Raw genomic sequence first — 23464 nt, 5'->3', positions numbered from 1 at the left:
AAAAGAAAATTCAAATAATAATAGCTATCAGCAGTCAGCAGTGAATAATTTACAACTTTGTCTAATATTCTTAAGCTGTTGTGCATTTAATTTGTATAAGTGGAACAGGCATCTTGCCTGTTAAACAAGAGTTCAGAATATTAGGATTATACAATTTAGCTGTGTAACAGCTTACTCCTGACTCCTGAATGCTGATTTAGACTCTAATCATACAACCAAGTATTATTAGAGAAATCATCTTTTTTTGTATCTGGTTTAGATTTTTCTACAATTATTTCTGGTGGTTTGTAGGATTTTCTGGGATTAACTGCTAAAGATTTAGTAATTTCTTTTGCAGGTTGTTTTACGGTTTCTTTAACAGGTTCTTTCACTGTTTCTTTCACTGTTTGCTTTTTAAGTTCATTATTTTCTTCTATAAGTTGAGAATTAGATTCAGCTAATTTTAATGCTGTTTTTTTAGTTTCATAAAGTTCTTTACCTAATTTTTCTGATAAAGATTTATGTTCAGATAATGCGGTTTTTAATTCAGTGATTTCTTTTTGTAGTGCAGTTTCTTGATTTTGGTATTTTTCCAAAGATTCCTGTAGGTTCTTGATGGTAATTTCTAATTCTGCTTTAGTAGGATTTGCGCGTTTAGCAGTGGTTTCCCAGGGTGTTTTAACTGTGGTTTCCTCAAATGTAGAAATTTCTGTTTCTGCTGTTTCTGCTGTTTCTTCTGTATCTAAGACTTTTTCTGCTGTAACTTCAATCGCAGTTTCATCGGGAGATGGGGTAAATTTTTGAGCTTCTTCTTGTAATAATTCAGTCAGACGTTTTCTAGGCATTATTTTCTCCTATTTAATTATTTTCTTATTTCTAAAGTTGCGATTTTTTGCTTTCTTAAATTACTAACTGTTCACTCATCTTTTGTTCCAAAGAATCCAACAAAGTATCTACATCTTTACCAACTTGTTCAAAACACTTTTGCGGTGCTGGTTCAGGTGCAAACTGAATTAATTTAATTTCTCCTTTACCGATACCAATCATTAAAACTTCTGTTTCTGGTTTATTATTATCAATAATTCCTAGAAGTTCTTGTAGTCGGTTTTCCACTCGCTCATTTAATTTTTCTACCGCTTCTTGAGGACAATAAACAAAATGCGGCTGAGGTTGTAAATCAATACCAATAGTTCCTGGACTATCGCCATTTTCTAACCACAATCCCCAAAATAAAGCAGCTAATTCTTGCTGATTTTCTTTGACGAATTTATCTAATTGTCTCCGCCACTTGGTATCCCCTGTTTCTGGTTTTGCACTGCTAAACATAATCGATTGGTAATGGGTAATTGGTAATTGGTGATTGGTGATTGGTGATAAATATAAATATTTTTTTATTAAAATGCTGAAATCCTGACTCCTTGAAATCCTGACTCCTGACTTCTTGATCTCCTGACTCCTGAAAATCTATCTTAACCCCGATTGTACACGCCAGAGATTGGTGTAAACGCCATCTTTCTCTAACAGTTGTTCATGAGTTCCTGATTCTACTAATTGTCCATGTTCCATGACATAAATGCAATCAGCATTGCGGATGGTAGATAGACGGTGAGCGATCGCAATTGTTGTCCTGTTAACTGTTATCCTTTCCAAAGAACGCTGAATAGCAGCTTCTGTTTCATTATCCACTGCCGATGTCGCTTCATCCAAGATTAAAATTGGCGGATTTTTCAAAACTGCACGAGCTATAGCTATTCGTTGTTTCTGTCCACCAGATAACTTTTGTCCCCGTTCTCCCACAATTGTCTCATAACCTTGGGGCAAACGCATAATAAAATCATCGGCTTCTGCGACTTTCGCGGCCATGATAATATCTTCCTGGGAAGCGTCAAATGTACCATAGGCAATATTTTCCGCTACAGTACCATGAAACAGAAACACATCCTGACTAACCAAACCAATACAACGGCGTAAATCTCGTAAATTTAAACTTTGTAAATTCACACCATCAAGAGTAATTTTACCATATTGGGCTTCATAAAATCTCAGCAAAAGTTTAACTAAGGTGCTTTTTCCTGACCCTGTTGAACCCACAATAGCAATGGTATTTCCGGCGGGAATTTCTAGAGATAAATGTTTAATTACTGGTAGTCTATCTTTATAAGCAAAAGTCACATTTTGAAACTCTACCGCACCCCGCACCAATTCCACCGGTAAATTAATATTTCCTGTATGAATCTCAATCGGAGTATCTAACAAATCCATAACTCGATTAGTAGAAGCCATTGCCCTTTGATATAAATCAAAAGTATCTCCTAATCTGGTTAAAGGCCACAATAACAATTGTACTAAAAACACTAAAGAACTATAAGCACCAACGGCTAGATTACCTGCTATGACTTGCATTCCCCCAAAAATCAATAATATTGTGAATGCTGCTAAAATAAACATTCTAATAATGGGAATATAAGCGGCAGAAAAAGCAATTGCTTTGGCGTTACTAACCCGATAAGCATTACTTTCCGATTCTATCCGCGCTGCTTCATAATCTTCAGATGTAAAACTTTTAATAGTAGTAATCCCACTCAGATTATTAGATAATCTGCCATTAAGTAAACCCACCTTTTCCCGTACATTAGCATAGCGGGGAGCAAGTAATTTCTGAAAAGCTACCGAACCCCCTAGAATAAAGGGCATAGGTAACATAGCCATCCATGCTACACTAGGAGCTAAAATAAAAAAGGCGCTGCCAATAATTACAATAGTTGTAATCACTTGGATAATATCATTTGCACCCACATCTAAAAAACGCTCTAGTTGGTTAACATCATCATTGAGGATAGACATTAAACCACCCGTACTGCGTTCTTCAAAATAAGCTAATTCTAAGTCTTGTAGGTGTTTATAAGCATCCAGACGTAAATTATGCTGAATATTCTGCCCCAAATTCCGCCAAAGTAACTTATAGCGATACTCAAAAAATGATTCTAAGATCCAAGTAACGACCGTGAGAAATGATAGAATAGCGAACTGCCCAGAAATATTTTTAATACCTAACTGAGCAATGATAGAATCTTGTTGTTTGACAACCACATCCACCGCAATACCAATTAAAGCCGGTGGTGCTAAGTCAAAAACTTTATTGAGGATAGAAGCACCAGTAGCTAACCAAATTTGTCGTTGATATTCATGTCCATAGTCCAGTAGACGTTGCAGAGGATGTACAAAATGCCTACGCTTTCTTGATGCTTTGTGAGATTTGATTTCTGTAGCCACAGCCCTTTAAAGTCGCGTGCATCCAATATTACCATAAATCAGGTAATATATCTGGCTTCCTGAGCAATAGAAGAATTATATTACTAGCAGTGTATTTTCAGAAACCTAATTAAAAATAGTTATAGGTGGGTTATTTTCAGCCAAATTAACATTAAAAATCTAAATCTTGGGAAAATATTAGTTTTAATTAACTGAATTTGTGTTATTTTACTCAAAAACCAGTATATAAAAGGAGATATAACCTTGAAAAATCAACAACTTGGAAATTTACAGACTTCAATTATAGGAATAATAGCGGCAATAATAGTGATTTTGGGGTTAAATTCCTTTGTCATTATCAATCCTGGACAAGCGGGAGTGATTAGCATCTTGGGTAAAGCTAGAGACGGTGCGTTAACAGAAGGTATCCACATTAAACCGCCATTTATCTCAGTGATAGATGTGTATGATTTAACGGTGCAGAAATTTGAAGTTCCCGCAGAAAGTTCTACCAAAGATTTGCAAAATTTAACTGCGAGATTTGCCATTAATTTTCGTCTTGATCCGATTCAAGTAGTTCAAGTCAGAAGAAAACAAGGTACATTAGAAAATATAGTTTCTAAAATTATTGCTCCTCAGACTCAGGAAGCATTTAAAATAGCAGCAGCAAAACGTACAGTAGAAGAAGCAATTACCAAAAGAAGTGAATTAAAAGAAGATTTTGATACAGCATTAGGCGATCGCTTAGATAAATATGGAATAATCGTATTAGATACGAGCGTAGTTGATCTGACCTTTTCTCCAGAATTTGCGCGAGCAGTTGAAGAAAAACAAATTGCGGAACAGAGAGCGCAAAGAGCCGTCTACATAGCAAGAGAAGCCGAACAAGAAGCCCAAGCCGAAATTAACCGCGCTAAAGGTAAAGCCGAAGCTCAAAGACTGTTAGCAGAAACTCTCAAAGCTCAAGGAGGACAATTAGTTTTACAAAAAGAAGCAATTGAAGCTTGGAAAACAGGAGGCGCACAAATGCCAAATGTGCTTGTTATGGGTGAAAATTCCCAAGGCAGTATTCCCTTTATTTTTAACTTGGGTAAAATATCAAATCAATCTTGATTTGTATCAAAAATGCAAGGAGTCAGTAGGGGCAACCCCCTGTGGTTGCCCTCTTGAGTCAGGAGTGAGCAAAAAAGAAGAAAACCATAATAGGCTGTAAATTGATATCATTAACACTGGTGGAATTTGACAAAACTGGAGCATCCTTTTTATTAACTCAGTCTCACTAGAAACAAAAGCTGATTACTGATTACTGACTGCTGAATGCTTACTTACTTACTTACATATATAAAATATAGAGCATGAAGATTTGATTTTTCAATTCACGAAATATACCTTAATCTTCTATAATTCTATTAACTTTTACCTTTTTCCTGTCTAACCAAGTAAATTCACACATCCAATTGCTATATGTCAACTTCTAACCGCACCAACCTCACCATTTCCGAAGCCAAAAAAATCCTCAACAAATTTAACTGCTTAGATATAGCACCAGTTCTCAAGCCATTAGAAAAAGCCTTAACCCGTGAGGCAATAATTTTGCTTATTAAGCAGTCTGATTACCAAATTTTAGGGATTTGTGCTGATACAGCTGAAGAAGGAATTTTGGCAATGAAAACCTATTCTCACGCTTTCGGTTATCAAGCACCAGATAATTTACCTCACCCAGAAGGTCCAGTTTATATCAAATTAAACGGTAAAAATGGACTGTGTTATTTAGATTCTTACGCCGGACATCATCGCGGTGTATTAGTTTCTTGTCAATCCTATTATGAAGGTGGAGTAAATGAAATGTATGGACATTTACCCCTGGATTTATTTGTTGGATAGGTGACAGGTGACAGGTGACAGGTGACAGGGAAGAGGGGTAATAGTAATCAATTACCCATTACCAATTATCAATTACCAATCACCAATTACCAATTACCCATTACCCATTACCCATTACCAAATTGTATGAGTCTTATTACATTACAATCAGTTAAAAAAGATTTTGGGATCAAAGAGATATTAAAAGATGCCACATTTAGCATTGATGCCACTGATAAAGTTGGTTTAATTGGTACTAATGGTTCTGGCAAATCAACATTATTAAAAATGATAGCTGGGATAGAATCAATTGATGGCGGACAAATTTTAACTAACTCTGGTGCTAAAATTATTTACTTACCTCAACAACCAGAATTAGATGAAAATCACACAGTTTTAGAACAGATATTTGCTGATAGTGGTGAACATACAAATTTAGTGCGGGAATATGAAGAACTGACGGATAAATTAGCTCATTATCCCGAAGATTCTATATTAATGTCTCGCTTATCTCTTGTCATGCAGCAGATGGATGCTACTGGTGCATGGGAATTAGAAACCAATGCGAAAATTATTCTCACAAAATTAGGAATTGCTGACTTTGATGTGAAAGTTGGCACATTATCAGGAGGTTACAGAAAGCGGATAGCACTAGCAACAGCTTTGTTAGCTGAACCAGATGTATTATTGATGGATGAACCTACAAACCATCTGGATGCTTTATCTGTGGAATGGTTACAAAGCTATTTAAATCGCTTTCGTGGTGCATTATTTCTCATTACTCACGACCGCTATTTTTTGGATAAAGTTACTAATAGAATTATCGAAATTGATAGAGGTGACATTTACACCTATTCCGGTAATTATTCCTATTATTTAGAAAAGAAAGCCTTAGCAGAAGAATCTGCTGTAAGTAGTCAACGTAAACATCAAGGTGTATTACGTCGAGAATTAGAATGGTTAAAGAGAGGACCAAAAGCCAGAAGCACCAAACAAAAAGCCCGGATTCAACGTATTCAAGCAATGCGCGAAACTGAGTTTAAACAAGTTCAGGGTAAGGTTGATATTTCTACAGTTAGCAGACGTATTGGTAAAAAAGTTATTGAACTCAATAACATTACCAAAGCTTACAATGATAGAACTTTAATTAATGATTTTACCTATGAATTTAGTCCCGAAGATAGAATCGGGATTATTGGTGGAAATGGTGCTGGAAAATCAACTTTAATGAATATTATCACCGGACGCATTCCCCCAGATAGCGGTACTGTAGAAATTGGTAGTACAATACATATTGCTTATTTTGATCAACATTCTGAAGAATTACTATCAGCAGTTAATGAAAATCAGCGCGTAATTGATTACGTTAAGGAAGAAGGGGAATTTATCAAAATTGCTGATGGCACAAAAATTACTGCTTCCCAAATGTTAGAGCGTTTTTTGTTCCCAGGAAATCAGCAATATGCACCCATTTATAAACTTTCTGGGGGAGAGAAACGGCGTTTATTTTTGTTACGCTTGCTGATTAGTACGCCGAATGTTTTGATTTTAGATGAACCGACTAATGATTTGGATGTGCAAACGTTAGCAGTTTTGGAAGAATATTTAGAAGATTTTTCTGGCTGTGTAATTGTAGTTTCCCATGATCGGTATTTTTTAGATCGTACTGTAGATACTATTTTTGCACTAGAAGAAGGTGGGAATTTACGACAGTATCCGGGTAATTATTCAGTTTATTTAGATTACAAAAAAGCTGAAGAAACTGCACAACAGGAAGCAGTTAATAGTAAAGAAAAGGCGAAAAATACCACCGAGGGAAAAACACCAACTCCAGAAACAGAAACTAAAAAACGTCGGCGTTTATCTAACTGGGAAAAACGAGAATTTGAGCAGTTAGAAGGTAAAATTGCCCAATTAGAAACAGAAAAAGCAGAAACAGAAAAGGCTTTAGCAAATGTGCCACCGGGAAAATATACCCAAGTGCAAAATTTATATGAACAGGTAGAAGCACTCAAGCAAGCTATAGATGTAGCCACAGAACGCTGGTTAGAATTGGCAGAAATGGATGCGTAGAGAACGCAGGAGGCAGAAGGCAGAAGTAAAAATTCTCGTTCCCATACTCTGTATGGGAATGAATTATATAAGTCTCTGACTTCTATTAAAGCAGAGGCAGAGCCTCTGTTATGTCATTCCTAGCCAGAGACTAGGAACGAGATATTTTCTTCTTACTGTCACCTGTCACCTGTCACCTGTCACCTGTTCCCTGATTTAAGAATTATTTACGTCTTCCCCAGGCCAAGGTTGATCTACACTTATTACCCAAGGGATACCATTATTTACTGGTGAACTAATACTAATTTTGGCTTTATTAGCAAAACGCTTTAACTTATCTGCTAAATAGGGAACATTAATCATGATATTTTGGTAACTTTCGATATCATGACAAACCATCATTAATATTAAAATACCACCATTAACCTTAAAATACCAATGGCAACTGGATAAGACGACGCGCACCGTATTTTCACACGCTAGGAAAAAGCGTTTTTTAGTAACTTCTTCCAGTTGACTCATTAATAATTCGCTGATTTGCGTAGTTTTATAGGTAGGCAAATCATCTGGAGAAAGGTGTGATTTAGTCATATAATGTCGTCCTTTTTGAAAAGAACAAGATACTGACGTAATCTCTATTATTCTTGATAATTAGAATCTTAAATTACGTCAAATTTTGAGATATTCCTATCTGACAACCGTTCACTCCCTTATGAATGTTTATATAGTTGATATTTGCTCTCATCTAATTTTCCACATATTTTCTTTATAAATTGAAATACAAAACTTTATGAAGTTTTGTTAATATTGGCAAATCTAGATGCAGAACAGGTTTGAGAACCCGTTGAGTTTTTAAGTTTTTTCAGAAAATTTACATAAATATATACAAATATACAATCAATCTCTCAACAAAATTGAGGAGAAAAATTTGTACCTAGCCAGCAAATTGGCAAAATGTTGTGATATATTAGCCATCAATTTCAGGACTTACGCAAAATATCTCTCCAACCCTCTTTCCTTAGTGTCCTTCGCTCCTATGCCTTCGGCACGCTTCGCGAACGTGGTTCATTCTTCCGTGACTTATGGGTAAGTCCTAAATTTAATAAGATGAATTAAATAAGACCAAATATTTTTTAATTCATGAAAAAATTAAAAATATATTAAGTATAATTATAATCGAAAATTAAACGAGATAATGATAACTATTGGTTTGATTATAAACAATAATCAGGAAGATAAAAATATGCAAGTTAGCGCCCGTAATGCACTCAAAGGCACTGTCAAAAAAGTTTTACCTGGGTTGGTTAATTCTGAAGTAATAATAGAAATAGCTCCTGGAGTTGAAGTAACTTCAATCATTACTAAAACTTCGGCTGACAACCTAAAAATTCAAGAAGGTAGTCAGGTTTATGCTGTAATTAAAGCCACTGATGTGATCATTGCCACTGACTAAAATAGTAAATTTTTAGTCTTGATTAATTTCTAAAAAATCAATTATTCAAAAATTTTGGGTGGGTACTTTACTTACCCAAAATTAGTTTACATTTGTCTGAATTTTATGTATTTAAATAAGTTTTATAGGTAGATTTGACCACAATTAAAACATAAATTGTTTTGCTTAATTTACCATTAAAGTTGGTAAAAGTCAACATGAACTTTCAATACAACTCATCATTGCATCTGTGTTCACAACCGTGTGAGCGATACAAAAAAAAGAGAGATAGAAAACTCTACCTCTCACCAGGGTATGTATAAATTATTGAAACATTAAACCGAATCAGATTTTAGTATCTGCTGGGTTTGTGAACGATGAAGCTTAAAACTTGGCACTGTTTGATGTTGTCAAAACCAACAACACGAACATAGCAGTTACCATACTGAGAACGACAAGCTTGAACTTCGCTCAATACTTCACGGGTGGTTTTAGCACCAAACAAAGGTAACTTCCACATTGTCCAGAAAAGTTCGGTAGGTTCAGAAGTTTCGTTAAACTCAACTGCTGGGATATAACCTTGACTTAAAATGTACTGAACTTGCTTTTCAATTTGCGCGTCAGACAGAGGAGGAAGATAGGAAAGGGTTTCGTAACGACGCTCTTTTGGTAAAGTTTGCATAGCTGTTGTTAGTTAAGTGGCTATTTTTTACTATTTGGTTTTTGGCACTTAAGCCTATCCTAATCAGATAAATTATCTAAATCAGGATCTGAGATTTTCTGCTGTTCTGTTTTTGGGCTGGGACTTGATAAATCTAGTTGCGTGATGCGTTCGAGATGCTGGCGACGCTGTTTCATATTGGCTTCCTGAATGCCAGTACGCACCATTTCCGGTAAGAAATCGGTTACTTCCTCTGCTATGTGTTCCCGGACAGTCATTATCCGCAAAGCCAAATCTGACTTTACTAGAAACAGTTCCTCTATGTATGCTTCTCCGTCTTGAATTTTCCCGGCAGAAAAGTTTTGCAACCAATGTGCTAGAGGAGGATTAGTTTCGCCTAGCTGCGCCAAAACAGTCATAAGTGCCTGATAAGTCAGATAACTTTGGAGAGTTTTGGCTGTGTCTTTTGCAATTTGCTTGAGATTCATGCTTGACCCAGCCCCATAGATTTTAGATTTTGGATTTTGGATTTTAAATTGCTCTAATAGTCCAAAATCGCAAATCCTAAATCATCAGACGGTATCCATTGCTTCAAACTCGAACTTGATTTCTTTCCACAGTTCGCAAGCAACAGCTAGTTCAGGAGACCACTTAGCAGCTTCGCGGATAATGTCGTTACCTTCACGAGCCAAGTTGCGTCCTTCGTTACGGGCTTGGATACAAGCTTCTAATGCTACGCGGTTAGCGGTTGCACCAGGAGCGTTACCCCAGGGGTGACCAAGTGTACCACCACCAAATTGTAATACAGAGTCATCACCGAAGATTTCAACCAATGCGGGCATATGCCATACGTGGATACCACCGGAAGCAACTGCCATTACACCAGGCATAGAAGCCCAATCTTGGGTAAAGTAGATACCACGAGACTTGTCTTGCTCAACATAGTTTTCACGTAGCAAGTCAACGAAGCCCATTGTGATGCCGCGTTCACCTTCCAATTTACCCACAACAGTACCAGTGTGGATGTGGTCACCACCGGACATCCGCAGGGTTTTAGCTAATACACGGAAGTGGATACCGTGGTTCTTTTGACGGTCAATTACAGCGTGCATCGCGCGGTGGATGTGCAACAACAGACCGTTATCACGACACCAACGAGCCAAGGTGGTGTTAGCGGTGAAACCTGCGGTCAAGTAGTCGTGCATGATGATGGGCATTTCGAGTTCTTTAGCGAACTCAGCACGCTTGAGCATTTCTTCGCAGGTAGGCGCGGTTACGTTTAAGTAGTGACCTTTGATTTCGCCGGTTTCTGCTTGTGCTTTTTTGATCGCTTCTGCTACAAACAAGAAACGGTCTCTCCAACGTTGGAAAGGAGCAGAGTTGATGTTTTCGTCGTCTTTGGTGAAGTCCAAACCACCACGCAAACATTCGTATACTGCACGTCCGTAGTTCTTAGCAGATAGACCTAATTTGGGCTTAATTGTACAACCCAACAAAGGACGACCATACTTGTTCAATTTGTCGCGCTCAACTTGAATACCGTGTGGAGGTCCTTGGAAGGTTTTCAAGTAAGCTACGGGGATGCGTAAGTCTTCTAAACGCAATGCACGTAAAGCTTTGAAACCAAATACGTTACCTACAATAGAGGTCAACATATTGGTTACAGAACCTTCTTCAAATAAGTCTAAAGGATAAGCTACGTAAGCAATATATTGGTTATCTTCACCAGGAACTGGTTCGATATCATAACAACGACCTTTGTAACGATCTAGGTCGGTTAACAAGTCTGTCCATACTGTTGTCCAAGTACCAGTAGAGGACTCAGCAGCTACAGCCGCACCAGCTTCTTCAGGAGGAACTCCGGGTTGGGGGGTCATCCGAAATGCTGCTAAAAGGTCTGTATCTTTAGGTGTGTAATCAGGTGTGTAATAAGTAAGTCTGTAATCTTTTACCCCAGCTTGATACCCAGATTTGCTCTGAGTCGAAGTTTGCGCGTAAGACATATTTTCCTTCCAAGAAGTCACTCTTTATTACTATCAAATCACGTTATGTGCAACTTCTTATCGCCCTTTTTCTTTCTCGTTTTCTCATGATAACTATAAGAAAAACTTATATAGAAGACACGGAGGTGGGCGGATATAGCGTTATTAGTGCTACAAAAAGCTGGCAGCGGTTGTAGTTTACCGCATATCTTCTTTTATATGTAGGCGTACTGTGACACGCTTTTAATTTTTCTTTACCCGCACACAAAGCATTTTCTATCTCTTATGCTAACCCTACTAAACCTGATTAGTTTTAGGGAAACTTCGGAACTTTACAGGCATTCTTGAAAGTTATCCCCTCAAAATCGGAATAATTCGGGTTTTTGGGCTATATAGCTTTCATTCCCGTTTTTCCTTTCCTGATATCTTGCCCTGATAGGAGAAAAAGATATGGAGGAAACTTTGTTAACTGTGGTTTAGCTCAAGGGTGAGCGCAGGATAAAAAATTGCACACGACGCAATTTGTAACTTGACTCACAATATATCAAGATTTGGATAAGTTATTCTTTGAAAGTTTTTAACTTTTATATTTAAATTTCTTATATAAGAAAAATTTTAACTTTTTGTTAAGATTGCTTTACAACTGTGTACATATCAGTGTATCACAAGTCATCTAAACTGCACTGCTGACAAACAGATACAATGTATTTACTGAGTATAATATTCAATCTTTATACCGAAAGCATTTAACTGTACTCAGTTATTTGATGATCTTGGGGTTCATATTTATGATGTTTGAATAAACAATTAAGCCAAAAATGTTAATGGTATTGGCATACAAATTTATGCCAGTCTCATCGCTTATCTAATTTGACAACTTGTATATGTTCCTAAAGAATGGGGTGAAAAAATGTTAGATAAATTCCGCTATCTTCAAGCTTGTATGTGTTCACAAATCAGTTATGTTCATTAGATGGAAGATATTATGAAATGTTGACATTTTTACCCTTAATAGGACTACCATATCTAAATATGTAAAGTTCTGTAACAGGATTCAACATTTCTGATTTATCAGCAATATTTTGTAAATCTGGTATTTCATTTTCTGGAATATCAGAATCACCATTTACATTTAATAATTACTCTGAAGTAATTTGATAACCATATTCTTTTTCCAAAAAATAGAGTAATACAGGGTTAATTTGTGCTTCTCCAGATCGGATTAATTTACTTACCCCTTTGTTTGAATTGATATAGGAATAAGAACTAAAGGTGCTTGAAGATTTCTACCACCATCATTTGCTGTCCAAGTGACCATTCCATAAGCTAAAAATAAAGTTCTTAAACCTCTTTCTTCTAAATTGCTAATGCTGCGTTTATAAATAGTTTGTATTTTCTTGATAACTTCTGTATTTATCTCTTTATTTATTTCAGTATAGTCTTTAGACCTGTCCGAAATATATAACGAAAAAATGGTAGAACGGTAAATGGAAAATATACCGTGGTTCTACCGAAGATGAAAAATATTACCAATTATATACATATGTACCCAAAACGCGCTAGGGGTATACTGGGTCTATTTAGATATCTCCGAAAATGAACTATGCGTAACTTGAAACCCTTTATTTTTAAACTTTCTTTGTATTTCAATCTTGAAAGCTGATAGCTGACTGCTGACTGCTGAATACTTATCAATTATGTATTCTGTCTTCTAAATACTGACTTTTCAAGTTTGCTACATTATAACCAATTAATGGAAAAATATGGTAAGAATACAGCCATAAGACATTAGTAAAATTAACTAGAAAGGAATATAACCGTGGCCATATTTTACAAACATACTCTTTTATTGATAATATCCGCGCTTTTGGGGTTAATATCTGTACCCTGGTTAGAAAATTCTGCACTAGGACAAAATAACCCTGATCTAAAACCCAATAATGCAACTACTTACCCAGTTGCACCCCCACCAAAAAGAGTAGACCCTTTACCCGATGAACGGGATGTCCTGGAGAGAGAAACAGAAACAGATTATCGGATCAGTAACTTATTAAAGGATTTTTCTGGTAATTTGTGGGTTGGTTCTTGGCGGGGTTTATCACGCATTGACCCGAATACAGGTAATATTATTGCCCGTGTTAGTTTACCAAATGTGACTATTACTGCCTTAGCTGAAGATAAAGTAGGTCGGTTGTGGGTCGGTAACTATGAAGGTTTAACGCGAGTTGACCCCCAGACTAATGAAATTACAGCACAAAATTTATTACTACCTTCCAAACGGGTATTATCTTTGTTGGTTGATAAACGTGGTTATTTGTGGGCTGGTACAGATGCAGGTTTAGCTTTGGTTAGTCCCGACCAAGGCTTAATTATGACAACTTTAAAAAATCTACCGGGTGTGAGTGCTAACGCCATGACCTTAGATGCAGATGGTCAGTTGTGGGTGGGAACTTTAGATGGACTGGTCAGGGTAAATACTGGCAGTGCTTTGATAATGAAGAGGATAAATAATTTACCAGGGGCGACAGTACAAACTTTAGCTATCAGTCCTGAAGGGTTAATTTGGGCGGGAATGCCAAATCAATTATTGGTAATAAACCCCAAAAATGGGATTGTGTTAAGGTCTGTAACTCCTCTGCGCGGCAAAAATGTCACTTCAGTTCATTTTGCTGAAGATGGTAGTGTGTGGGTGGGAACCAACAACGGTTTGTTACGATTAAATCCAGATACAGGAGCTTTATTAGATCAAGTAGCGGGACTGCCTTCCAGTCGGGTGTTGACTCTTGCCCCTGATGTGGGTAACAAGTTATGGGTGGGAACCAGCGAGGGGTTAGCGTGGTTAATGCCTACAATGGATAAAGCACGGCCTCATTTTGGTTTTGGGCGGAGTGTGAAGTAAGAACTGGGGACTGGGGAAAAAAAATTTTAGATTTTAGATTTTAGATTTTAGATTTTAGATTTTAGATTTTAGATTGGAGTTAACAAAAACAATCCAAAATCCAAAATCCAAAATAAATAACTCCTACCTCCCCTACCTCCTGCCCTCTGCCCTCTGCCCTCTGCCCTCTGCCCTCTGCCCTCTGCCTCCTGCCTCCTGAATGAACTCCTTGAACTCCTGAACTCCTGATTATGCCAATTACTACCCAGCAATTAATACAATGGAAACAGCAAGGACGGGCAATTGTCGCTTTGACTGCTTGGGATTATGCGATCGCTCAACTGTTAGATACAGCTGGTGTAGATTTAATCTTGGTGGGTGATTCTCTGGCAGTTATGCTGGGATATCAAACCACTCTGCCAGTTACGTTAGAAGAAATGATCCATCATGCTAAAGCTGTGCGTCGTGGTGTAAAACGGGCTTTGGTGGTGGTAGATTTACCATTCTTAACTTATCAAGAAAGTGTTTCCCAAGCGATGCACTCTGCTGGCAGAATACTGAAAGAAACTGGCGCACAGGCGGTAAAATTAGAAGGTGGCTATCCGGCAATGGTCGAAACTGTAGCCCGGTTGGTACAAGCTGGTATTCCTGTCATGGGTCATGTGGGTTTAACACCGCAATCAGTACATCAACTCGGTTTGCGACAACAGGGCAAAACTCAGACCGCAGGAGAGCGCATTTTAAATGAGGCGATCGCTCTAGAACAAGCTGGTGTATTCTCTCTAGTCTTAGAACATATCCCCGCCAATTTAGCATTAGAAATTACTCAAAAAGTACGTGTTCCTACCATCGGCATCGGTGCGGGTGTTGATTGTGATGGTCAAGTATTGGTGACTTCTGATGTTTTGGGGCTTTCAGAAAAACAGCCACCTTTTGCAAAAGTTTATACAAACTTACGAGAACAAATTACCAACGCAGTCCAAAGTTACGCCTTAGAAGTGCGCGGTGGCCAATTTCCTAATTAGTTATTGGTGATTGGTCATTAGTTATTAGTTATTAGTTATTAGTCATTGGTCATTAATTTAATTTTACCCAATCACCAGTCACCAATCACCAATCACCAATGTCATTTAGGTACATCTGAGTAATTCCATTACTATAGAGTACGTAAGGCTGCTAGTTTGTTATAGAAACACATAATTTTTGCTGAATTGTTGCGGATAAGGACTAAACTTAAAAATCTTGTACAGCAAATTCGTAAGCAGTCAGGAGTCAGGAGTCAGAATGTTTTATCAAACAGTAGATTATCAAATATATGATTTTGGACGTAACTGTTAAAAACCTGACTGCTGACCGCTAATAGCTAAATGCTTGCGGAAAACCTATAATTGTAAATGAAGTAATCATGTCTAAGGTTCTTGTTTCCGATCCCATTGACCAAGCTGGTATTGACATTCTTTGCCAAGTTGCTACAGTTGATGTCAAAACAAATCTAAAACCAGCAGAACTAATAGAAATTATTGGTGAGTATGACGCGCTGATGATTCGTTCTGGAACTCGCGTTACTCAAGAAATTATTGAAGCCAGTACCCAATTAAAAATTATTGGCCGTGCTGGTGTGGGTGTGGATAATGTGGATGTTCCTGCGGCTACCCGTAAAGGTATTGTAGTCGTTAATTCCCCAGAAGGAAATACCATTGCGGCTGCCGAACACGCATTAGCAATGATGTTATCTTTATCTCGTCATATCCCCGATGCTAATGCTTCTGTAAAAAGGGGAGAATGGGACAGAAAAACTTTTGTCGGTGCGGAAGTCTATAAGAAAACCCTGGGTATTGTGGGGTTAGGAAAAATCGGTTCTCATGTTGCTCATGTAGCTAAGGCAATGGGGATGAAGTTATTAGCTTATGATCCCTTTATTTCTACAGAAAGAGCAGAACAAATTGGTTGTCAGTTGGTGGAATTAGATTTATTATTCCAACAAGCAGACTATATCACTTTACACATTCCCAAAACTCCAGAAACTGCCAATTTAATCAACGCTAAAACTTTGGCGAAGATGAAACCCACCACCAGAATTATTAACTGTGCTAGGGGGGGAATTATTGATGAGGCAGCATTAGCAGGGGCGATTAAAGAAGGTAAAATTGCAGGTGCAGCTTTAGATGTATTCGACTCTGAACCTTTGGGAGAATCTGAGTTGCGATCGCTGAGTAAAGATGTAATTCTCACACCCCATTTAGGTGCATCTACTGCCGAAGCCCAAGTAAACGTAGCCATAGACGTGGCAGAACAAATCCGCGATGTGTTGTTAGGACTACCAGCCCGTTCTGCGGTAAATATTCCTGGACTCGGACCCGATATCTTGGAAGAACTCAAGCCGTATATGCAGTTAGCGGAAACCTTGGGTAACTTGGTAGGACAACTGGCAGGTGGCAGGGTGGAAACACTGAATGTTAAACTACAAGGGGATCTGGCTACTAATAAGAGTCAGCCTTTAGTAGTAGCGGCGCTGAAAGGGTTGCTTTACCAAGCTTTGCGGGAACGGGTAAATTATGTCAATGCCAGCATAGAAGCCAAAGAAAGAGGTATTCGGGTAATTGAAACCAGGGATGCTTCAGCAAGAGACTATGCAGGTTCGCTACATTTGGAAGCTACAGGTACTTTAGGTACTCACTCTGTCACAGGTGCTTTGTTGGGTGATAAGGAAATTCACTTAACTGATGTGGATGGTTTCCCCATTAATGTGCCACCTAGCAAATATATGCTGTTCACCTTACACCGGGATATGCCAGGAATTATCGGTAAACTCGGTTCTTTACTGGGCAGTTTTAACGTTAACATTGCCAGTATGCAGGTAGGAAGGAAAATCGTCCGTGGTGATGCAGTCATGGCTTTAAGTATTGATGATCCTTTACCAGATGGCATCTTGGATGAAATTAAACAAGTATCTGGTATTCGCGATGCTTATACAGTAACACTTTAAAACAGGTGACAGGTGACAGGTGACAGGTGACAGTTATATTCTTTATTCCCTGTTCCCTGTTCCCTGTTCCCCGTTACCTGTTCCCTGTTCTAGTAATTTAAAATTCTATGGCAAATACTTGGTGGGAACTGAAAATTTTATGTGAACCAGACCTAGAAGATTCTATCTTTTGGCGACTGGAAACTTTTGGCTGTCGTGGTACTGCTATTGAAAGCAAAGGAAATTCATCGCTATTAAAGGCTTATTTGCCTAGCTTTCAAGCACAATTATTAGATTTATCGGCGTTATCTTTATGGTTGCGTCAAGATGCTTTGTGTATCGGGTTGCCTTCTCCGCTGTTACACTGGAATTTGATTGATGAGGAAGACTGGTCTAGTAGTTGGAAACAGTATTGGCAACCTCAAGATATTGGCGATCGCTTCTTGATCAACCCCGCATGGCTACCATTACCTGCATCATCAGAACGGTTGGTGATTCGTCTTGATCCTGGTGTTGCTTTTGGTACAGGTAATCACGCCACAACTCAACTATGTCTAGAATCTCTGGAAATGCGCCTAAGTGCAATTCCTGATTCTTTTATAGGTACAGAGAATAAAAAAGATTCCCTAGTAATTGCGGATATTGGCTGCGGTTCGGGTATCCTTTCTGTAGGTGCTATACTCCTGGGGGCAAAAAAAGTTTATGCAGTTGATAATGATCCTTTGGCGGTAAAATCAACTTTGAGCAATCGCACCCTTAATGATATTAATTCAGAACGCTTGATCCCAGCCTTGGGTAGTGTGGACGTTTTGACAAAAATAATTGATCAGCCAGTTGATGGTATTGTTTGTAATATTTTGGCTGATGTCATTATTGAGTTAATTCCAGAAATGGCAGCTATTATTAAACCAAGTACCTGGGGTATTTTTAGTGGTATTTTATTAGAACAATCTAAAGCTGTGGCTGATGTTTTAGAACAAAATGGTTGGGTTGTGGCTACCCTGTGGAAACGCAAAGAATGGTGTTGTTTAAATGCCAGACGTTCTTAAAAACTGGTGACTGGGGACTGGGGACACTTCGACAAGCTCAGTGCATCGCTGGGGACTGGGGACTGGGAAGATTAATAACCCATTACCCATTACCCATTACCAATCACCAATCACCAATCACCAAATTAAACCAGTGTTTGCAGATGTTGAATTAATTGTGGTGCTTGCAGTACACCTTCAATTCTATCTACAGGTTGACCATTCTTAAATAATACCAAGGTTGGTAAAGCTGCAATTTGATATTGACTAGCTAATTGAGTGTATTTCTCAGTGTCAATTTTGACAATTCGTAAACGGTCTTTTAATTGCAGATTCACTTGTTCTAAAATCGGTCCCATCATCTGACAAGGACCACACCATTCAGCGTAAAAGTCTACTAACACTGGTACATCAGAACCAGAGAGCATTTCTTCAAAGCTGTTAAATTGCTTTTTAGTTGTCATGATGGCACACACCAATTTTTGATTGTTTGTTTTAATGGTAGTTCTTAGAAATTAGAATCGGTGGAATTTTATTTTTTCTTGAGAAATTTTGCGGTTTCTTGATATTGGTTGATGTTCTCAATAAATTTATTAAGTATTGTTTCTAAATTTAAACATTTTCTTTTTTTGTGGTGATCAAATCGTATCGGCTCAATAAGTAGGGGAAAAAGAAAAAACCCTCAAAGTGAGCAAGGGAGACAAAACCTAGAAATCTTCAATTTGAGGATTTAGTGACTTTAGTTGAAGCCTTTGGTTTTTCTTTATCACGTATCAACGCTAGTCATCACATTTTTACTCATCCAACTATCCCAGAACTTATTAACTTACAAAATCGCAAGCTCAAGCTAAAGGACTTACAGAAGAAATTCTAACAGAATTATTAGCTGATGAATCATAAATTAATTGTCATCATTATGTGAAATATTTGACTGAGTTTGCTGTGGTTTAGGATTTAAGGACATAACCTATCTGTACCTCATCAAAGTATTTATTTTTCTTGTCATACCGAGAAGATGTTTGACTTTGCGTTGTTCTTCGTACAAACGATGTCTGAAAAAATTCATAGTATCAATATCCATACCTATAAAAATTTCTGACCTTAACGGAGTTGTGTAAATATAGATATATTCCTCATAAAAATAATCATATATATTATTAAGATGCTGTTCTAACTCGTTTAAAGACTGATTTTCCAAAAGAAGACTTATATGAGATTTTAAATTCCTAATACAAGCATCTTTTTCACTAATTTCTTGTTGTAAATCCTTTAAATACTCATCTTCCAAAATAAGATTTATGTGAGATGTCAATTTTCTAATATCATCATCTTTCTCATCAATTTGTTTTTGCAACTCCTCTAATTCGTTTATATTAGAACTATCTGAATAAGTTTCTAACTCTTCTAAATAATACTGTTCTAAATCTTCCGCATATTGTTCTAGATCATCTGCATACTGAGACATTAATGAAAGATCCTGCTGTAATTCACTAATTTTTGATTTTTTATCTCTTAACTTCTGAATTAACAAAGACTGTTCTCCTTCCAATGCTTTAACATCAGCTTCCAACTCTTTAACACGATTATCCAGATCAATTTTCTCTATTGTAACTACTTCTAGTTGGTATTCTTTCTGATTAAAATTCCTTGTTAATTCATTGAAATTATCTGTTAATTCATTAAAATCTTCTGTTAATTCATCAAAACTTTCCGCTAATATATTGAGACGTTCAAGGATTTCAGATTTTTCAAATTCCAATTTTTTGATCACAGCATCTTTTTGAGCAATCTGTTTTTGTAATTCCTCAGTCAAACCACTAATATTACCACCTTTAAATACACTTAATTCACTTGCAACACCTCTTAATTTTCTTTCAATATCTCTTAAATCAGCAGTTAAAGAATCTCTTTCCTCTTCTAATTCTTGAATACGATTATTACTATCTTCTATAGTTGTTTTTAACTCTAATTCTTTTTCAGTAACGCTTATTTCCAACTGCTTTACTTTTTGAATATTTTGATTTTTCTCATCTTCTAACTTCTTAATCTCATTATCTTTTTGAGCAATCTGAGATTCTAACCTTTCTATATTAATATCTATAGGTTTATTATTTAAACCTCTAATTTCGTCTTCTAATTGTTGCACACGACTATTCAAACTCAATTTCTCTTGTGTCAGTAATTCACAAGTAGATTTTTCAGTAATAACACTTGCTTCTAATAAAGATATCTTTTGTAAATTCTCACTCTTTTCTATTTCCAAACTGTGAATTAAATTATCCTTGTGAATTATCACATCTTGCAGATTTTTTAAATCATTTTTGATTTTTTCCAACTCAATATTATTATCAGTTCTAGACTGTAAATCTTTAACTAACTCTTCACATCTAAATTCTAAACCCCTCAACTTTGGTGTTAATGAATTAATCTCATTTTCTTTTGTAGCGATGATAGACTTGAGAACTTCCAGAGATTGATTAAAAGTATTCTTTTCTTTAAGAAGAATCTCATTCGTCTGTTTAATAACTTCAAAATCTTGGTTAATCGCTTGAAGTTTTATTACAGTTTCATTGCGTTCATTCATTAACACCTGAACTTTATCTAGAACTAAATCCCATGTTTTATCTTCTAAATTCTCCTTATAAACAATACCACCCAACTTTTGAATAAAGGATTTTTGGTTAGTTTCTAAATCTAGATTTCTTTGTGTAAAAATAGTATTTTGTATCTGTAACTTATTATTTAACTCTAAAGTTGTTTGATATTCCTGAAGCAAAGTATTAATTTGTTGTTCTAGCTTTTGAATCTCTTGTTTTAAAGATTTATTGTCATTAGTCAATATCTCAACTTTTGTATTCAACTGCTGAGATTGAGAAAATACATCTAAAAAAACTTTAGTGATTAAATTATATTTAGCCACATTCTGAAAATCTTGTGTAGCAATCTTTAATTGTGGTTGATTATGTTCTTTAAATAAAAGATAACTCAAAATTAAGATAATACCTATCAAGATAGTAATGGTAATCATACAAATACCCCTTTCAGTAACTAATTAGGTAAAGTTGTATTGGTAAAGATATATAACAACTCAGTTAATATTATAACGAAACTAAAATATTTACTATCAGGACAAATGCTTATCATATTAATTTTTATTATACAAGTATGTAAGTTGGGTTGAGGAACGAAACCCAACATCTTTATAATGTTATTGCGTTGGGTTGCACTTTGTTTAACCCAAACTACGAATATAATATAGAGGCATTACTTAAAAATTCAGGTATAATTTAATAAAAAATATCACTTTAACTTTTTATGTCAGCAAAAGATATATTTCACAATACTGTTAAAATAGCCTTAGAAAAGGATAGTTGGTTAATTACTGATGATCCGTTATATTTACGTCTAACAAAGGAGGAAATCGTATTATGGAAACCTTAAATTATCGGGAGATAGTAAAAGATATTATCTCTAAATATGCAAAAGACCAAGCAGAGGAAGATTTAAAAAATACAGAAATTGTGTTTGATACAGAACGGGATATTTATTTATTGTTGTATACAGGCTGGAAGGATGAAAATAGAATTTATGGTTGTCCCATTCATATTAAGATTAAAGATGGTAAAATTTGGATTGAAAGAGATTTTACAGAAGAAGGAATTGCTCAACAGTTAGTAGAGTTAGGTGTACCGAAAACTGATATAGTTTTAGGATTTAGATCACCTTATGTTAGACAGTTTACTGGTTTTGCATCGGTTTAGATTTTTTATTCATTTTCTGTTTTGCGTTCTTCCTTTGCGTCTCTGCGTCTTTGCGTGAAATAAAAAAATCTCAAAATTTGCTATACCTCAAAATTTGCTATACTATAAACACACCTAAAAACTCATCTATTATTAACCATAAAATATATGACTCTTGCCCAATCTCACCAATATTTATCCCCAGAAGAATACTTAGAAGCTGAAAAATCCAGTCCTATTAAACATGAATATATTCAAGGGCAAATTTACGCAATGGCAGGTGCTAGTGATGCCCACGTGACAATCACTACTAATTTAGTTGCTCTTTTAAGAAATCATATTCGCGGTACAGGATGCCGTCTTTATGTTGCTGATATGAAAGCAAGAATTGAAACTCTGGATATTTTCTATTATTCTGATCTCATGGTAACTTGCGATCTAAGAGATACAGATTTTGAATATTTTAAACGCTATCCAAGTTTAATTATTGAAGTTTTATCACCTGCAACTGAAGCCTTTGATAGAGGTGATAAATTCATTGACTATCAAGAATTAGAAACATTACAAGAATATGTTTTAGTGAGCCAAAATCGTCAAAGAGTTGATTGTTTTCGTCGCAATAATCAAGGAAGATGGGAACTTTATATTTATAGAGGTAATCAACAATTGGAGTTAACAAGCGTAAATTTTAACTGTCTTTTAACCGATGTTTATGAAGATGTTAATTTTCCTAGTCGATAAGCTTCAATTTCTGCTGTAACCATCAATCAATGATATTATGCAAATAATCTCATTATCACCCAAAACATGACCAAAAAAATTACCCAAAAAATTACCCAAGTTGATGCTTTCACCAATACACTATTTACAGGCAACCCCGCCGCAGTTTGTGTATTAGCAATTCCCCAACCTGACGACTGGATGCAAAAAGTCGCCCAAGAAATGAATTTATCAGAAACGGCTTTTTTGATCAGAGAAAATGACGGTTTTAATCTGCGTTGGTTTACCCCATCGGTAGAAGTTCCCCTTTGTGGTCATGCCACTTTAGCCAGCGCCCATGTATTATGGTCAGAAGGTCATTTATCACCAGAACAAGAAGCCCGTTTCTATACCAAAAGTGGCTTATTAATTGCTCAGAAAAAAGATAATTGGATTGAGTTAGATTTTCCTGTAAATTATTCCCAAACCACAGAACCACCATCAGCATTAAATGAAGTTTTAGGAATAGATTATAAATCAGTTTACCTCAATTCTCTAGGTTATTTAGTAGAAGTTGCATCTGCGGAATTAGTGCGGGAAATGCAGCCGAATTTTCAACAGATGAAAAAATTACCCGTTGCTAATGTAATTGTTACCAGTATTGGTGATGGAGAATATGATTTTGTATCGCGGTTTTTTGCTCCTGGTTTGGGTATCGATGAAGATCCGGTGACTGGTGCTGCACATTGTTGTTTAGCACCATTTTGGCGTGAAAGGTTAAAAAAAGATGAGTTTTTAGCTTATCAAGCTTCTCGTCGTGGTGGAGTAGTAAAAGTTTATTATCCTGGTGAAAATCGCGTTTTTTTAGCAGGACAAGCTATAACTGTAATGCGTGGTGAGTTATTGGGTGACTGGGGACTGGGGACTGGGGAC

Annotated in this window: 22 protein-coding genes and 2 pseudogenes; 14 read left to right on the top strand and 10 right to left on the bottom strand. The window is 36.5% G+C overall.

The window, feature by feature from the left end; all coding sequences use genetic code 11:
* Nucleotides 1-203 precede the first annotated feature (203 nt).
* From H5968_RS17860 to H5968_RS17850, 3 genes are all read right to left on the bottom strand, one after another.
* Entirely contained in the window at nucleotides 204-824 is a 621-nt protein-coding gene (locus tag H5968_RS17860; RefSeq protein ID WP_096569898.1) for a hypothetical protein, read from the bottom strand.
* A 55-nt stretch (nucleotides 825-879) separates the two neighbouring features.
* Nucleotides 880-1305 (bottom strand): hypothetical protein, encoded by a 426-nt coding sequence (locus H5968_RS17855; RefSeq protein ID WP_222620715.1) that lies wholly within the window; start codon nucleotides 1303-1305, stop codon nucleotides 880-882.
* Between the two features lie 138 nt (nucleotides 1306-1443).
* A complete protein-coding gene (locus H5968_RS17850; protein WP_187041030.1) occupies nucleotides 1444-3252 on the bottom strand; it encodes an ABC transporter ATP-binding protein in 1809 nt (602 codons plus the stop codon).
* A 243-nt stretch (nucleotides 3253-3495) separates the two neighbouring features.
* Here H5968_RS17850 and H5968_RS17845 point away from each other — a divergent pair, with 243 nt between their 5' ends.
* The 3 genes from H5968_RS17845 to H5968_RS17835 all read left to right on the top strand — a co-directional run bounded on the left by H5968_RS17845 (nucleotide 3496) and on the right by H5968_RS17835 (nucleotide 7167).
* The gene (locus tag H5968_RS17845) at nucleotides 3496-4344 is read left to right on the top strand and encodes a prohibitin family protein (protein ID WP_187041029.1); all 849 of its coding nucleotides are present in this window, start codon (nucleotides 3496-3498) and stop codon (nucleotides 4342-4344) included.
* Between the two features lie 351 nt (nucleotides 4345-4695).
* Complete coding sequence (locus H5968_RS17840; protein ID WP_137667761.1) at nucleotides 4696-5115, top strand: DUF1824 family protein; 420 nt, start codon at nucleotides 4696-4698, stop codon at nucleotides 5113-5115.
* Between the two features lie 126 nt (nucleotides 5116-5241).
* Nucleotides 5242-7167 (top strand): ABC-F family ATP-binding cassette domain-containing protein, encoded by a 1926-nt coding sequence (locus H5968_RS17835; RefSeq protein WP_187041037.1) that lies wholly within the window; start codon nucleotides 5242-5244, stop codon nucleotides 7165-7167.
* Nucleotides 7168-7362: 195 nt separating this feature from the next.
* Here the strand turns inward: H5968_RS17835 and H5968_RS17830 are convergent, their stop codons facing one another.
* The gene (locus H5968_RS17830; RefSeq protein ID WP_096569908.1) at nucleotides 7363-7737 is read right to left on the bottom strand and encodes a hypothetical protein; all 375 of its coding nucleotides are present in this window, start codon (nucleotides 7735-7737) and stop codon (nucleotides 7363-7365) included.
* Between the two features lie 652 nt (nucleotides 7738-8389).
* Here H5968_RS17830 and H5968_RS17825 point away from each other — a divergent pair.
* Nucleotides 8390-8599, top strand: coding sequence for a molybdopterin-binding protein (locus H5968_RS17825; RefSeq protein ID WP_096572746.1), 210 nt, complete (start codon nucleotides 8390-8392; stop codon nucleotides 8597-8599).
* Nucleotides 8600-8930: 331 nt separating this feature from the next.
* On the opposite strand, the gene H5968_RS17820 is transcribed toward H5968_RS17825, so the two are convergent.
* The 3 genes from H5968_RS17820 to H5968_RS17810 all read right to left on the bottom strand — a co-directional run bounded on the left by H5968_RS17820 (nucleotide 8931) and on the right by H5968_RS17810 (nucleotide 11242).
* Complete coding sequence (locus H5968_RS17820) at nucleotides 8931-9260, bottom strand: ribulose bisphosphate carboxylase small subunit (protein ID WP_187041028.1); 330 nt, start codon at nucleotides 9258-9260, stop codon at nucleotides 8931-8933.
* Between the two features lie 59 nt (nucleotides 9261-9319).
* Nucleotides 9320-9727 (bottom strand): chaperonin family protein RbcX, encoded by a 408-nt coding sequence (locus H5968_RS17815; RefSeq protein ID WP_096569912.1) that lies wholly within the window; start codon nucleotides 9725-9727, stop codon nucleotides 9320-9322.
* An 84-nt stretch (nucleotides 9728-9811) separates the two neighbouring features.
* Entirely contained in the window at nucleotides 9812-11242 is a 1431-nt protein-coding gene (locus H5968_RS17810; protein WP_096569915.1) for a form I ribulose bisphosphate carboxylase large subunit, read from the bottom strand.
* Nucleotides 11243-12035: 793 nt separating this feature from the next.
* Between H5968_RS17810 and H5968_RS17805 the strand changes: the two are divergent.
* Nucleotides 12036-12194, top strand: a pseudogene (locus H5968_RS17805) (IS4 family transposase); the annotation flags it as partial.
* A 258-nt stretch (nucleotides 12195-12452) separates the two neighbouring features.
* Here H5968_RS17805 and H5968_RS26165 read toward each other — a convergent pair.
* Nucleotides 12453-12623 (bottom strand): DUF4011 domain-containing protein, encoded by a 171-nt coding sequence (locus H5968_RS26165; protein ID WP_369075542.1) that lies wholly within the window; start codon nucleotides 12621-12623, stop codon nucleotides 12453-12455.
* Nucleotides 12624-13040: 417 nt separating this feature from the next.
* On the opposite strand from H5968_RS26165, the gene H5968_RS17795 reads away from it, so the two are divergent.
* The 4 genes from H5968_RS17795 (at nucleotide 13041) to prmA (ending at nucleotide 18113) form a co-directional block, all read left to right on the top strand.
* On the top strand, nucleotides 13041-14120 hold the full coding sequence (locus tag H5968_RS17795; protein WP_187041027.1) for a two-component regulator propeller domain-containing protein: 1080 nt from the start codon (nucleotides 13041-13043) through the stop codon (nucleotides 14118-14120).
* A gap of 230 nt (nucleotides 14121-14350) precedes the next feature.
* A complete protein-coding gene (gene panB, locus H5968_RS17790; protein WP_187041026.1) occupies nucleotides 14351-15124 on the top strand; it encodes a 3-methyl-2-oxobutanoate hydroxymethyltransferase in 774 nt (257 codons plus the stop codon).
* 380 nt (nucleotides 15125-15504) lie between these two features.
* Nucleotides 15505-17085, top strand: a complete 1581-nt coding sequence (serA, locus tag H5968_RS17785; RefSeq protein WP_096569924.1) for a phosphoglycerate dehydrogenase — start codon at nucleotides 15505-15507, stop codon at nucleotides 17083-17085.
* Nucleotides 17086-17192: 107 nt separating this feature from the next.
* Nucleotides 17193-18113, top strand: coding sequence for a 50S ribosomal protein L11 methyltransferase (gene prmA, locus H5968_RS17780; protein ID WP_096569926.1), 921 nt, complete (start codon nucleotides 17193-17195; stop codon nucleotides 18111-18113).
* A gap of 125 nt (nucleotides 18114-18238) precedes the next feature.
* On the opposite strand, the gene trxA is transcribed toward prmA, so the two are convergent.
* Nucleotides 18239-18556 carry a thioredoxin gene (gene trxA, locus H5968_RS17775; protein WP_187041025.1) on the bottom strand — a complete coding sequence of 106 codons (318 nt, stop codon included), beginning with the start codon at nucleotides 18554-18556 and terminating at the stop codon, nucleotides 18239-18241.
* 269 nt (nucleotides 18557-18825) lie between these two features.
* Here trxA and H5968_RS26160 point away from each other — a divergent pair, with 269 nt between their 5' ends.
* Complete coding sequence (locus H5968_RS26160) at nucleotides 18826-18966, top strand: type II toxin-antitoxin system HicA family toxin (protein WP_370569783.1); 141 nt, start codon at nucleotides 18826-18828, stop codon at nucleotides 18964-18966.
* Nucleotides 18967-19059: 93 nt separating this feature from the next.
* On the opposite strand, the gene H5968_RS17770 is transcribed toward H5968_RS26160, so the two are convergent.
* A complete protein-coding gene (locus tag H5968_RS17770) occupies nucleotides 19060-21120 on the bottom strand; it encodes a hypothetical protein (RefSeq protein ID WP_187041024.1) in 2061 nt (686 codons plus the stop codon).
* A gap of 287 nt (nucleotides 21121-21407) precedes the next feature.
* Here H5968_RS17770 and H5968_RS17765 point away from each other — a divergent pair.
* The 4 genes and pseudogenes from H5968_RS17765 to H5968_RS17750 form a co-directional block, all read left to right on the top strand.
* Nucleotides 21408-21503 (top strand): annotated as a pseudogene (locus H5968_RS17765) (element excision factor XisH family protein); the annotation flags it as partial.
* A gap of 17 nt (nucleotides 21504-21520) precedes the next feature.
* Nucleotides 21521-21853: a XisI protein gene (locus H5968_RS17760; RefSeq protein WP_187041023.1), complete on the top strand. Its 333-nt coding sequence runs from the start codon at nucleotides 21521-21523 to the stop codon at nucleotides 21851-21853.
* A gap of 147 nt (nucleotides 21854-22000) precedes the next feature.
* The gene (locus H5968_RS17755) at nucleotides 22001-22573 is read left to right on the top strand and encodes a Uma2 family endonuclease (RefSeq protein WP_187041022.1); all 573 of its coding nucleotides are present in this window, start codon (nucleotides 22001-22003) and stop codon (nucleotides 22571-22573) included.
* A gap of 78 nt (nucleotides 22574-22651) precedes the next feature.
* Nucleotides 22652-23464 (top strand): PhzF family phenazine biosynthesis protein (locus tag H5968_RS17750; RefSeq protein WP_187041036.1); only part of this gene is annotated, 813 nt, incomplete at its 3' end.

The organism is Sphaerospermopsis sp. LEGE 00249 (assembly GCF_014299995.1).
GTDB lineage: Bacteria > Cyanobacteriota > Cyanobacteriia > Cyanobacteriales > Nostocaceae > Sphaerospermopsis > Sphaerospermopsis kisseleviana.
Note: the sequence above shows the minus strand (reverse complement) of the source record. Positions and strands in the feature narration are given on the sequence as shown.

Excerpts from the sequence above, each read along its gene's own strand:
- H5968_RS17860 (WP_096569898.1), bottom strand. The coding sequence starts at position 824 with ATGCCTAGAAAACGTCTGACTGAATTATTACAAGAAGAAGCTCAAAAA.
- H5968_RS17855 (WP_222620715.1), bottom strand. The coding sequence starts at position 1,305 with ATGTTTAGCAGTGCAAAACCAGAAACAGGGGATACCAAGTGGCGGAGA.
- H5968_RS17840 (WP_137667761.1), top strand. The coding sequence starts at position 4,696 with ATGTCAACTTCTAACCGCACCAACCTCACCATTTCCGAAGCCAAAAAA.
- H5968_RS17835 (WP_187041037.1), top strand. The coding sequence starts at position 5,242 with ATGAGTCTTATTACATTACAATCAGTTAAAAAAGATTTTGGGATCAAA.
- H5968_RS17830 (WP_096569908.1), bottom strand. The coding sequence starts at position 7,737 with ATGACTAAATCACACCTTTCTCCAGATGATTTGCCTACCTATAAAACT.
- H5968_RS17825 (WP_096572746.1), top strand. The coding sequence starts at position 8,390 with ATGCAAGTTAGCGCCCGTAATGCACTCAAAGGCACTGTCAAAAAAGTT.
- H5968_RS17820 (WP_187041028.1), bottom strand. The coding sequence starts at position 9,260 with ATGCAAACTTTACCAAAAGAGCGTCGTTACGAAACCCTTTCCTATCTT.
- H5968_RS17815 (WP_096569912.1), bottom strand. The coding sequence starts at position 9,727 with ATGAATCTCAAGCAAATTGCAAAAGACACAGCCAAAACTCTCCAAAGT.
- H5968_RS17810 (WP_096569915.1), bottom strand. The coding sequence starts at position 11,242 with ATGTCTTACGCGCAAACTTCGACTCAGAGCAAATCTGGGTATCAAGCT.
- panB (WP_187041026.1), top strand. The coding sequence starts at position 14,351 with ATGCCAATTACTACCCAGCAATTAATACAATGGAAACAGCAAGGACGG.
- serA (WP_096569924.1), top strand. The coding sequence starts at position 15,505 with ATGTCTAAGGTTCTTGTTTCCGATCCCATTGACCAAGCTGGTATTGAC.
- prmA (WP_096569926.1), top strand. The coding sequence starts at position 17,193 with ATGGCAAATACTTGGTGGGAACTGAAAATTTTATGTGAACCAGACCTA.
- trxA (WP_187041025.1), bottom strand. The coding sequence starts at position 18,556 with ATGACAACTAAAAAGCAATTTAACAGCTTTGAAGAAATGCTCTCTGGT.
- H5968_RS17770 (WP_187041024.1), bottom strand. The coding sequence starts at position 21,120 with ATGATTACCATTACTATCTTGATAGGTATTATCTTAATTTTGAGTTAT.
- H5968_RS17760 (WP_187041023.1), top strand. The coding sequence starts at position 21,521 with ATGGAAACCTTAAATTATCGGGAGATAGTAAAAGATATTATCTCTAAA.
- H5968_RS17755 (WP_187041022.1), top strand. The coding sequence starts at position 22,001 with ATGACTCTTGCCCAATCTCACCAATATTTATCCCCAGAAGAATACTTA.